Here is an 11856-nt window from a genome sequence, read left to right on the forward strand (position 1 = left end):
CTCCGGATCAGGTAGCTCAGTAGACGTCACGCAGGTAGCGCTTGGCCCGCTTGAGGTCGGCGACGAACGCCTCGGCCCCGTCGGCGTCCAGACCGCCCTGCTCGGCGACGACCGCGTGCAACGCCGCGTCGACGTCGCGGGCCATCCGGCTCGCGTCGCCGCACACGTAGAGGTGCGCGCCGTCGGCGAGCCAGGCGTAGAGCCGGGCGCCGTGCTCGCGCATGCGGTCCTGGACGTAGATCTTGGCCGCCTGGTCGCGGGAGAACGCCAGGTCGAGGTGGGTGAGCAGGCCGGACTCGGCCCACCCGGTCAGTTCGGAGCCGTAGAGGAAGTCGTGTTCGCGGTGCCGGTCGCCGAACAGCAGCCAGTTCCGGCCGGTCGCCCCGCGGGCCGCGCGTTCCTGCAGGAACGCCCGGAACGGCGCGACCCCGGTACCGGGCCCGATCATGATCATGTCGACGGCGTCGTCGGACGGCGGGCGGAACGTCGAGTTGGGCTGCAGGAACACCCCCGCCGTGTCGCCGACGGCGAGCCGGTCGGCCAGGTGGGTCGAGCAGACCCCGCCGACGGCGCGATCACCGCACCGGTAGCGCACGCTCGCGACGGTGAGGTGGATCCGGTCCGGCGCGGCCAGCGGGCTGGACGAGATCGAGTAGGCCCGGTGCTGCAGCGGCCGCAGCAGCCCCAGCAGCTCGTCGGCATCGCACCGGAACCGGGCGGTCCGCAGCAGGTCGAGCAGGTCCCGGTCCCACAGGTACGCCTCCCGGGCGGCCTTGTCCGGATGGGCCAGCGCGGCCCGCAGCTCGTCGTCGGAGCCGCGTTCGGCGAGCACCGCGAGCAGGTCGCGGGACGGCGTGACGATCTCGTGCGCGTGGGTCAGCGCCTCGCGCAGCGGGCGGCCCCCGGCGGGGGCGTCGCCGTCCGCGCCGAGCTGCTCCAGCAGGGCGTCGACCAGCGCCGGGTCGTTGCACGGGAGCACGCCCAGCGCGTCCCCCGCGGCGTAGCCGATCCCGCTGTCGGCGAGCGCGAACTCGTGGTGCCGGATGTCCTTGTCCGAGCCGGGCCCGGACAGCCGGACGCTGTGCGCGAGCACCGCCGGGAACGGGTTGCGCCGGTCCCACCGCGGCCCCGCCGCCACCGGGGGCGCGGTCCCGCCCGCGGCGAACGTCGCGAGGACCCAGCCGTACCACTGCTCGGCCTGGTCCTCCCACATCACGTCGCAGTCGACGCGGTCCAGCGCGCGGGTCGCGCCGAGCTCGGCGAGCCGGGCGTCGATCAGCTTCCCGGCGGCGCAGAAGTCGTCGTAGGCGGTGTCGCCGAGCGCGCAGACCGCGTACGTCGTCGATTCCAGCCGCGGCGCGTCGGCGGACTCGATGAGCTGCCGGAACAGGTCCGCGTCGTCCGGCATCTCGCCCTCGCCGTAAGTGGAGCAGACGATCACCACCCGGTCCATCGCGGCGAGCGCGGCGGCGTCGACCTGGTCCAGCTCGACCGGCTCGGCGGGCGCGCCGGCGGCGCTGAGCCGGCTCGCGACGGTGCCCGCGACCAGCTCGGCGTTGCCGGTCTCGGTGCCGTAGAGCACGTGCACCGGTGGGTGCGCGGTCGCCCCGGCCGGCTCGGCGCGGGTCACCGCGGTGCGCGCGCCGGCGAGGTACCCGGACAGCCAGATCCGCTGCTCGGGCGTGAACGGCGCGTCCGCGGAGATGCCGAGCGCCTGCAGGTCCTCCGGCAGCTGCGCGGTCACGGGGCGGCCACCAGGTCCGGCGTGGCGCGGGCGGCGAACAGCTCCTCGAACCCGGGGATCCGCCCGAGCGCTGCGGTGTTCGCGGCGTCCCTGGCGATGATCCAGCCGAAGGTGCCCGGGCTGTCGGTGCCGCAGACGTCGCGGCGGGCCAGCGCCGCCTTCAGGTCGCCCACCCGCTTCGCGGAGACGAGTACGGCGAGCTCGCCGTCGTCGTAGCCGGTCAGCGCGTCGCGGGCGTAGCGGACCAGCCGGGCGCGGACGGCGTGGTCCTCGGTGAGCAGCAGGGTGCGCGGATCGGCGCTGCGCCGGCGCGCGACGTCCTCCGCGATCCGCTGCACGGTCAGCCCGTTGACCAGCGCGTACATCCGCTCGTCCGGGTCGGTCGGCACCGCTCCCCCGGCGACCGGGACGCCGTCGCGCTGGGCCAGCTTGTGCCGGCGCAGCTGGTGCGCGGCGAGCGCGTCGGCCAGCTCGTCGACCAGCTCGGCGCGGCTGTTCGCGGCGAGCACGGCGTCGGCGTCCTGGTAGAGCCGCAGCGCCCGCGGGGTCGCGACCAGCACGTGCGCGCGCTCGGTCGCCCAGTGCTCCAGCAGCCGCGCGCCGAGCGCCGAACCGGTGGCCTCGACGTGCCAGCCGAGCAGCAGCCGCACCGCGGTCTCGTGGAACCCGCCGACCGCGGCGACGTCCACCGAGTCGGTGCTGAACGCGGCCACCCGGCCCGGGTCGTACTGGTAGAGGAAGCCGCCGGACATGCCGTTGCCCAGCCCGGCGCCCGCGGTGCCGAGGTTCAGCACGGCCCCGCCGGTCATGTACTCGCAGCCGAAGTCGCCGAGCCCCTCGACGACGGCGGACGCGCCCGAGTTGCGCACCGCGAACCGGTCCCCCGCCTCGCCCTCGACGAACAGCCGGCCGCCGGTCGCACCGAACAGCGCGAAGTTGCCGATCAGCACGTTCTCCCCCGGGCCGCGGCCTCCGCCGGGCGAGCCGCCCGGGGACCGCACGGCGACCGTCCCGCCGCAGGCCGCCTTGCCGACGCCGTCGTTGGCGGTGCCGGTGTGCTCCAGCCACATCCCGTCGTTGCACAGCAGCCCGAACGACTGCCCGGCGGCGCCGCGGGTGCGGATCCGGACGTAGCGGTCCGGCAGGAACCGGCGGCCGCGGTCGTCGGTCAGCGCCGGGGCCTCGATCCGTTCGTGGTCCAGCATGCGTTCGACGTCGACGGCGAGCCGGCCGCCGACCGAGCGGTGCCGGTTCCCCAGCTCGCCGCCGTCGATGTCGACGCCGGGGGCGTGCCGGGCGAGCGCGTCGCGCACGGTCGCCGACCACGACTCGTCGTGGGTGTGCTCGGCGCCGACCCGCACCGGATCGGCGATCTGCTCCCGGCGCACCGGGTGCAGCAGCCTGCGCAGGTCCAGCCGGGCGACGATCGCCGGGTGCGCGGCGAGGTGCAGCAGGTCGGTGCGGCCGCGGGCCTCGCGCAGGCTGCGCAGGCCGAGCCCGGCCAGGATCTCGCGGACCTCGTGCGCGACGTTGAGCAGGTACTGGGCGAGCGCGCGCGGGTCGCCGTCGAACGCCTCGGCGTTGGTGGTGATCCCGGCCGGGCAGCGCACGTTGCAGTTCTTCGCCATGACGCAGCGCAGCATCATCAGCGCGCTGGTCCCGAACTCGAAGCCGTCGGCGCCGAGCAGCGCGGACACGACGACGTCACCGGCGGTCTGGTGCGCGCCCGAGCAACGCAGTTCGACGGCGTCGCGCAGGCCGTGCGCGGACAGCGCCTGGTGCACCTCGGCGATGCCGACCTCGGCCGAGCGGCCGGCGAACTTCAGGCTGGTGACGGCGGCGGCGCCGGTCCCGCCGGTGTTCCCGGCGACGTTCACGACGTGCGCGCCGGCCTTCGCGACGCCGACCGCGATCGTCCCGATGCCCTCCGACGACACCAGCTTCACGACGACCTTCACCCGGGCCGCGGTGGCGTCGTGGATGAGCTGGGCGAGGTCCTCGATGGAGTAGGTGTCGTGGTGCGGCGGCGGCGAGACCAGCTCGACGCCGGGGGTGGCGCCGCGGGCGGCGGCGATCTCGACGGTGACCTTGCGGCCGGGCAGCTGCCCGCCCTCCCCCGGCTTCGCCCCCTGCGCGATCTTGATCTCGATCTGCTCCAGCATCGGGTCGGCCAGGTAGCCGGCCCACACCCCGAACCGGCCGGAGGCGAACTGCTTGATCCGGGAGCCGCGGATCGTCCCGAACCGGGAGCGGGCCTCGCCGCCCTCGCCGCAGTTCGACAGGGCGCCGACCATGTTGGTGCCGTGCGCGACGGCCTCGTGCGCGCCCGCGACGAGCGCGCCGTGGCTCATCGCGCCGGAGGCGAGCGTGCGGGTGATCTCCGACGCCGGCTGCACCTCGGCCAGCGGGACCGGGTCCGGCGCGCTGACCAGCCGGTCCAGCCAGTCGGCTGCCGCGCCGGACGCGGAGCGGACGTGCACCGCCGGGCCGTCGGTGGCGGCGTCGATCTCCGGGCCGAACCGGTCGGCGAGGTAGCGGGCCAGCGGGCGGGCGTCGCCGTCGTCGACGAGCAGCCGGTCGCCGTCGCGGCGCAGCCCGCGGACGGCGACGGTCGCGGTGCCGCGGGCGTCGATCCGGTCCAGCCGGTCGACGCCGTCGCGCAGGTCCACCGGCAGCACCAGCACGTCGCGCAGCGCCGACGGGCGCCGCTCGCGCTCCCGCGCCAGCTCGGCGGCGAACTCGCGGTAGCCGGGGGTGATGGTGAAGTCGTCGATCTCGGCGGCGGTCAGCGCGCGCAGGCCGGTGTGCGTGTACGCCTCGTCGTGCAGGCCGAACGCGTCGGCCAGCCCGGCGAGCGGGAGCAGCCGCAGCGACGGGTCGACGGCGCCGGCGGTCAGCGCGGCCCGCTCGTCGGTGAGCCCGGTGAAGGCGCGCACCGCGGTGACGCCGTAGGAGTGCCCGGCGCCGTCGGTGCGCTCCTTGAACAGCCCGAGCTGCGGGACGTCGTCGGGGCCGGTGACGGTCAGCGCCCGGTGGTGCCAGTCGGCGGCGGACCGCTCGATCGCGGCGAAGCCGACCCCGCCGACCGGGGCGTCCAGGTCGGGGAACCAGCGGTGCAGCACGGGATCGTCGGTGTCGAGGTAGCCGGGCTCGAAGAACTCGCCGGCCACGTAGCTCTCCGCGGTGCACAGCCCGACCCGGGCCATCGTCTTGAGCAGCGCCTTCTCGGCGGCCCGGCGGAACCGGCCGCACGCGGCGGGATCGCCGGACTCGGCGGCGCGCAGCCGGACCGCGTGCGGGTGCACCGCGGACGCGCCGAACCCGAGCACGACGGCGAGATGGTGCGACGAGCACACCTGCCCGGTCGCGACGACCAGCGACACCGCGGGGCGCAGGCCCGCCTCGATCAGCGCCCGGTTCACCGCGGCGACGCCGAGCACCACCGGGATCGCGGCCCGCTGCGGGCTCAGCGCGCCGTCGTCGAGCAGCGCGATGCCGCCGCCGGCGCGGGCGAAGGCGACGACCTCGGCGCGCAGCGACTCGATCGCCGCCTCCAGGTCGCCGGGGGTGTGCAGCAGGTCGAACCCGGCGACCGGCACGACGGTGCCGGACCGCAGCCGGGCCAGCCCGGCCTCGTCGAGCAGTGGGGAGTCGAGCACGATCCGGTGGAACGGGTCGCCGTCGGCGACCGGGCGGGCGCCGAGCGCGACCCGCAGGCTCATCCCGTCGGCCTCCCGGATCGGGTCCAGCGGCGGGTTCGTGACCTGCGCGAACCGCTGGGTGAAGTACCGGGCGACACCGCCCTCGCGATCGGTGAGCGCGTTGATCGCGTTGCCGTAGCCCATCGCCGAGACCCGTTCGGCGCCGTCGGTCAGCATCGGGTCGAGCAGGAACCGGAACGCCTCGGAGTCCAGCCCGTAGGCGACGTAGCGCTGGTGCACCGTCAGTTCGCTGCCCTCGTCCGGCTCCCCGTCCTGGGCGGGCAGCTCGCCGAGCCCGGTGCGGGCCGCGGCCAGCAGCGCCGGGTAGTCGGCGCGGGAGGCGAGCAGCTCCAGGGTCTGCGCGGTGTCGTAGCTGCGCCGCTCGGTCGCGCTCCACCACAGCATCCCGCCGGCCTCGATCCGGCCGCGGCGCAGCACCCGGTCGGCGGGCAGGTCGAACTGCCCGGCCTCGGACGACACCGTCAGGTACTCGTCGGTCTCGCAGGTCCGCAGCGGGCGCAGGCCCAGCCGGTCCAGCCGGGCGCCGGTCACGTCGCCGTCGGAGAACACGACGGCGGCCGGGCCGTCGTTGATCTCCTCGACCAGCGAGTAATACTCCAGCATCGCCCGCACCGGCGCCGGCAGCGACCGGTCGTTCTCCCAGGCCGGCGGCATCATCGCGACGACGGCGGCGACCAGGTCGACACCGTCGCCGGCGACCCGCGCGTGCAGGGTCTGGTCGAACCGGGCGCTGTCGGACTGGCCCGGCGGGCGGACGATCCGGTCCCCGCGGGCCGCGGCCAGCGCGTCGTCGGCGATCCGGTTCTTGCGGTCGGTGTTGAACTCACCGTTGTGCGCCAGCAGCCGGAACGGCTGCGCCATCGTCGGATGCGGGTCGGTGTTGGTGGAGAACCGGGTGTGGAAGTACAGGCTCGACACCTCGTGCGCCGGATCGGTCAGATCGGTGAACCAGCGCAGCACCGCCCAGGAGTTCAGCCGCCCCTTCAGCACCTGGGTGCGGGTGGACAGGCTCAGCGGGTACAGCCCGGCGAGCTCCGGATCGGTGTAGGCGAGCGCCTCGACGTCGAGCAGGCAGCGGTGGGTGAGCCGGTCGCTGTCGGCGCCGTCGGGCACCGTGAAGATCCACTGCCGGATCGGCAGCTGCTGCTGCACCGCCGCCGGGCGCAGTGCCGACGGATCGGTCGGCACGTCGCGAACCGCCAGCACCGTGCAGCCGTGCCGCTCCAGCGTCGCGGTGACCAGCTTCTCCGCGGCACCGGCGCGGTCCGGGTCGGTCGGGAGGAACACGTTCCCGACGCCGAACCGGCGGGCCGTCAGCTCGCGCCCGGCGAGCGCAGAGAAGAACCGCACCGAGAGATCCACCGAGACGCCGCCGCCGTCGCCGATGCCCTCCGCCGACATGCCACCGCGGTGCGGGACCGCGCACAGGGCACGATGGGCGTGGACGAGCACGTCGTGGGTCTGCACGCCGTCCTTGCGGACGATCAGGCCGACGCCGCAGCTGCTCAGCTCGGCGGCCGGGTCGTGCAGACCGGCGGGTCGGGACGGCGCGCGCAACCGGCACCCCTCCTTGTCATTTTAGGAAAGGCTTACCTTAGGAAGCGTGGGCGGAGAGGATCAACGCCCGGGGGCTGTCGCGCGGGACACATCGCGGCCCGACGTCGCCGTCCTGCAACGCCGGGGCGGGGCTAGACTGCCGCCGACGGGGTGTGGCGCAGCTTGGTAGCGCACTCGCTTTGGGAGCGAGGGGCCGTGGGTTCAAATCCCGCCACCCCGACCAGCGGAAACGTCGCCGTGAGCGGCGTTCCGGAGGCGGTTGACAGCAGCATCTGACAGCAACCTCAGTGCTCGTCGGTGTTCTCGGCACCGGCGCCGAGCTGGGTGTTCAGCAGGTCCAGGGCGTCGCGCTGGCTGTCGAGCGTGACATGACCGTAGACGTTCATCGTCATCTCGATCGCGCTGTGGCCGACGATCTCCATGACGATCCGCGGGTGCACGCCGAGCGAGAGCAGCAGGCTCACGCAGGTGTGCCGGAGGTCGTGCAGCCGTACCTTGCGGAACCCGTGCCGTTCGAGCAGCGCGTGGAACGTGCGGGTCAGGGTCCGCGGTTCGAGCGGGGTCCCGACCGACGAGGTGAACACGTACGGCGTGTCGGTCCAGGTCCCCCGCACGGCCGCGGTCCGCTCGGCGCGCTGGCGCTCCTGGTGCTCGCGCAGGGCGTCGACGACCATCGCGGGCAGCGGCACCGTCCGGCGGGACCGGCGCGTCTTGGTCGGCAGCTCCTGCAACCGTCCCCCGGTGCGCTGTAGCCCGCGCTGGATCTTGATGGTGCCGCGATCGAGGTCGACGTCGTCCCAGTGCAGTCCGCACACCTCCGAGCGCCGCAGGCCCAGCACGAGAACGGTCACCCAGAGCGGGCTCACCCCCGGGCACCTGTCGATGCTCACCGAGCTGAACATCGAGGTGACCGAGCGGCTCCGCCGGAAGCTGTCCCCGGACTCGGCCGAACGCCTTCACATCCGCACCTACGACGAGACGATCCGGTTCAACATCACCATCGTCGACGACCGGACCTGCGTCGTTCAGCCCTACCTGCCCGACGTGCGAGGATTGGACGCACCGACCTTCATCGCCGACCGCGCCTCCGACGGCGAGACCGGTTTGTACGGTATCTTTACAGGCGTGTTCGAATCGCTCTGGGAACGCGCGGAACCGCGATGACGAGCGCCTCCGACCTCCTCGGAATCGGCCAGGCCGCCATGAAACTCGCACTCGACGTCATCGCGTCGCGCGACCCCGGAAGGGTCATCCTCAAAGGTGACCGCGATATCGCCAGCGAGGTCGACTACGCCGTCGAGAATCAACTCCGCGAGTTCCTAGTGAACGAAACACCACATATCGGATTCCTCGGCGAGGAAGAAGGAGAATCCGACGACCGGGAAACACTCTGGGTTCTCGACCCGGTCGACGGAACCGCGAACTTCGTCCGAGGACTGCCGCTCTACGCCGTGTCACTCGCCCTGGTCGAGGACGGCCAGCCGGTCGTCGGCCTGATCAGCCTGCCCGCCATCGGCCTGCACTACACCGCCACCCAGCACGGCGGAGCCCGCTGCAACGGCGAGACCATCCGATCCCGCCCCACCGCCTCCCTGCAGGACGCGATGGTCTCCCTCGGCGATTACGCCGTCGGCGACGACGCCACCGAGAAGAACGTCGACCGCCTGGCCATCACATCCCGACTCGCCGAGCGCGTCGAGCGGATCCGCATGGTCGGATCTGCCGCCGCCGACCTGGCATGGGTCGCCCACGGAAAGCTCGACGCCACCGTCATCCTCGCCAACAAGCCATGGGATACCGCCGCGGGAAGCCTGCTCGTCCGCGAGGCCGGCGCCCTGGTCGTGGACCGGCACGGTGAGCCGCATTCACCGGAATCGACCAGCACGATAGCGCTCTCCCCGGAACTGTACGGAGATCTGCTCCCGCTGTTGCACGACTAGCGAGCCGCAGCAGATCAGGCCGTACTGTCCGTGACCTGCCACTCCCAGCCGCCCTCCGCGACGGCCGGTGAACTGAAGACCAGCACCCCGCCGGCCGCGTCCTGCGGAATGTCGACAATCACGTCGAACTCATAGTTCCGGTTCGGGCCGAGCTGCTGCGGAACGTCCAACCTGCACCCGGCTGCCTCGACGGTCGACGCCTCCACACTGCGTCCGGTCGGGCCGACGTACTCCCATCCGAAGCCAAACGACACGATCGGTAGCAGCTTATCGGGATCGTTCCCCGTCGCAGCTGTCATCCGCAGAGTCCGGAACTGCCCGTTGACCGGCTCATCTGAGTACGGGTTGCAGTCGGCTGTAGTACTGATCTCGTGGACGACGAACTCGGCCAAGGTCGTGCCGTCGTTGTTCACGAGTCCTGCGGGTTGCCCGAGTTCCTTCGGCAGCGCACCCCGCGGTGAACGGTCCTGGGCCGCAGGCTCGACAACCTCGGTCTCCGCGGTGGGAGGCGCGCTCACCGGGGCGTCGGTGTCCGGGGTGCCGTTCGCGCACCCGGTCATCATCAGTCCAGCAGCCGCGATCACAGCCACCAGCCTCAGCGTCTTCACCGACAGTTCCTCCTTCGATGCCCCGGCATGCACTGGCCGCGCACGCCTACACGTCACCGTCGGCACGTAGCTGGCCGTTAGCTCGCGCCCGCCGCCGTCATCAGAACTGTGGACGTCAGACCCCCTGCCGACGACACCGCCGGGCGTCCCGGGCGCGTCAACGAACCCCTACGTCTTCTAGCCGCGACACGGCGGTCTCCTGTCGGGTCTCACCTGATGCTTGACGTTCCTGTCCCGGGTGATGGTTGACGTTCGGGCTAGGAAACTGTGCGGTGCGCCTTGAGGTTACGGATTGCGCCGGTGCTGGTGCGGGTGTAGGTGCGTTGGGCGCCGTCGTCGAGGTCGACGGTGATTGTGTGTTCGGCGACGTGGGCGGTGACCACGGTCCGGGCGTGGTCGCGGCCGAGTGCGATGAGCTGGCGGGCGATCATGATGGTGCCGGTGGCCGAGACTCGGCGGGTGATGGTGACCGGTTCGATGCTGGGGCGTGGCGGTGGTCCGGCGGGTCGGGCGCCGCGTAGGTGGCGGGCTTGGTCGTAGGTGAGCGGGTTCGGCCGTGTTCGCAGCAGCTCTCTGGTTTCGGGGTCGAAGATCAGCAGGATGTGCTCCTCGATGCGGATGGTGACCCGGCGTCCGCCGAGGATTTCTGCGGCCAGGTTCCAGTGCCCGCCGAAGCTGATCAGGCCCTGGGCGGAGACGGTGCGGTCGACCTCGATCGCGGTTCCGTCGGGTTCGACCGGTGGCAGTGGTGGCGGGCCGGCGGGGCGGCCGCCTGTGGTGGCGAGGGTGGCGAGTTGGACTTCGGTGTAGGGGGAGCGGACGGTCTTGATCCGGGCTCGGCCGGCGGTGAGGTGAATGACCGTCGGCCCAGAATGTGATCGTGACCCCGGCCCGGAGCGGGCCGAGCCAGAACTGTTTGCCGAGGACGGCGAGGTTCCCAGAGGCGGGGACGACCCGCTCGAACTCCACCGGCCCGCCCTGATAGATCGGTGGGCTCGATTCGGTGCTCGGCTCGTCGATCGGGTCCTGATCATGCTGGTCGTGCTGTTCGGTGTGCTCGGTGGGTGCGGGCGCGGCAGCGAGCCGGGCGGGTAGCCGCAGCGGCAGTAGGTCCTCACCGCGGCGGTGGTGCTGGCTGGGGGCGAAGCGGTCGACCGGGCAGGCCATGTCGATGGCCTGGTGTGGGCGGGTGCAGTTGTAGGTGGTGATCCAGGAGTCCAGCGCCGCCTGTGCATCGGTCAGGGTGTCGAAGGGTTCGGTGTGGTCGAGCAGTTCGCGGCGCAGGGTCTGGTGGAACCGCTCGACCTTCCCGGTGGTGGTCGGGGTCGCGGGTTGGGTGAGGCGGTGGGTGATGGCGTTGTCGCGGCAGATCCGGTCGAACAGGACCTCGCCGCCGCGGCCGAAGCGGGCGGTGAACTGTTTGCCGTTGTCGGTCAGGACCTCGTCGGGGATGCCGTAGCGGCGCAGCGCTTCGGCGAAGGCCAGACAGACCGCGCGGCCGGTCGCGCGGATCATGACGGTGGCGATGACGGCGAAGCGGGAGTGGTCATCGACTCCGGTCACGATCTTGGCCTCGGTCACGGTGCCGTCGGGCTGGCGGAGGTGGATGCCGCCGACGATGTCGAGCTGCCAGAGCTGCATCGGCGCGGGGCGTTCCCACCGGCGGTAGTCGCTGCGGAGCTTGCGTCGGCGGCGGGGTTCGACCAGGCCGTTGCGGTGCAGGATCCGCGCGACGGTGCTGCGCGAGGGTGCCTGGGTGCCGAGGCGGGGGCCGAGTTCGTGGGCGATGCGTCGGGGTCCCCAGCGGGGGTTGCCGCGGCGCATCTCGCAGACCGCGACCTCCACCTGCTCGGATGCCTGGTGGGGGCAGGAGTCCGGGCGGTGTGAGCGCGACGCGAGGCCGGCGAGGCCGTCGGCGCGGTAGCGGGTGATCCAGGTGTGCAGGGTCTGTCGGGAGACGCCGAACTGGGCTGCGACCTGATAGCGCGGTTCGCCTTGCTCGACGGCCAGTACGGCGCGGTAGCGCTGCTCGACCACGGTCATATCCACCAGGGCCAATCCCGGCCTCCCCGCCACCCGCTGACCAGCACGGACAGCGGACAGGAAAGCCGATCAGGCCCAAACGTCAAGCATCAGCTGAGACCGGAACGTCAAGCATCAGCCGGGACACGACAGACACGGCGGTCTCCGTGTCTGGGTTCAGATGATGCGGGACGGGTTGGCTTCAGATGATCGGTAACTGCTCCTAGCCAGTTGTTCGGTTTCGGACACCGTAGGCCTTGAAG

The 11856-nt window shown here is 72.4% G+C and carries 7 protein-coding genes, 1 tRNA gene and 1 pseudogene; 3 read left to right on the plus strand and 6 right to left on the minus strand.

Annotated elements, in window-relative coordinates; all coding sequences use genetic code 11:
- Positions 1 to 16 precede the first annotated feature (16 nt).
- On the minus strand, positions 17 to 1744 hold the full coding sequence (locus tag ACVJO7_RS12330; protein ID WP_491672974.1) for a sulfite reductase subunit alpha: 1728 nt from the start codon (positions 1742 to 1744) through the stop codon (positions 17 to 19).
- Positions 1741 to 7023 carry a glutamate synthase-related protein gene (locus tag ACVJO7_RS12335; protein WP_491672975.1) on the minus strand — a complete coding sequence of 1761 codons (5283 nt, stop codon included), beginning with the start codon at positions 7021 to 7023 and terminating at the stop codon, positions 1741 to 1743. Before ACVJO7_RS12335 ends, ACVJO7_RS12330 begins: the two co-directional genes overlap by 4 nt.
- 146 nt (positions 7024 to 7169) lie before the next feature.
- Here ACVJO7_RS12335 and ACVJO7_RS12340 point away from each other — a divergent pair.
- Positions 7170 to 7246, plus strand: a tRNA-Pro gene (locus ACVJO7_RS12340).
- A 61-nt stretch (positions 7247 to 7307) separates the two neighbouring features.
- Here the strand turns inward: ACVJO7_RS12340 and ACVJO7_RS12345 are convergent.
- Positions 7308 to 7889, minus strand: coding sequence for a site-specific integrase (locus tag ACVJO7_RS12345; RefSeq protein WP_491672976.1), 582 nt, complete (start codon positions 7887 to 7889; stop codon positions 7308 to 7310).
- A 16-nt stretch (positions 7890 to 7905) separates the two neighbouring features.
- On the opposite strand from ACVJO7_RS12345, the gene ACVJO7_RS12350 reads away from it, so the two are divergent.
- Entirely contained in the window at positions 7906 to 8187 is a 282-nt protein-coding gene (locus tag ACVJO7_RS12350) for a DUF5919 domain-containing protein (protein ID WP_491672977.1), read from the plus strand.
- Positions 8184 to 8963, plus strand: coding sequence for an inositol monophosphatase family protein (locus tag ACVJO7_RS12355; protein ID WP_491672978.1), 780 nt, complete (start codon positions 8184 to 8186; stop codon positions 8961 to 8963). The genes ACVJO7_RS12350 and ACVJO7_RS12355 overlap by 4 nt, the downstream gene beginning before the upstream one ends.
- Positions 8964 to 8977: 14 nt before the next feature.
- Here the strand turns inward: ACVJO7_RS12355 and ACVJO7_RS12360 are convergent, their stop codons facing one another.
- From ACVJO7_RS12360 to ACVJO7_RS12370, 3 genes and pseudogenes are all read right to left on the minus strand, one after another.
- Positions 8978 to 9571: a hypothetical protein gene (locus ACVJO7_RS12360; RefSeq protein ID WP_491672979.1), complete on the minus strand. Its 594-nt coding sequence runs from the start codon at positions 9569 to 9571 to the stop codon at positions 8978 to 8980.
- 257 nt (positions 9572 to 9828) lie between these two features.
- On the minus strand, positions 9829 to 10605 hold the full coding sequence (locus ACVJO7_RS12365) for a hypothetical protein (protein ID WP_491672993.1): 777 nt from the start codon (positions 10603 to 10605) through the stop codon (positions 9829 to 9831).
- Positions 10606 to 10774: 169 nt separating this feature from the next.
- A pseudogene (locus tag ACVJO7_RS12370) lies at positions 10775 to 11614 on the minus strand (IS481 family transposase); the annotation flags it as partial.
- Positions 11615 to 11856: the final 242 nt, after the last annotated feature.

This window comes from Pseudonocardia sp. DxW (genome assembly GCF_058448985.1).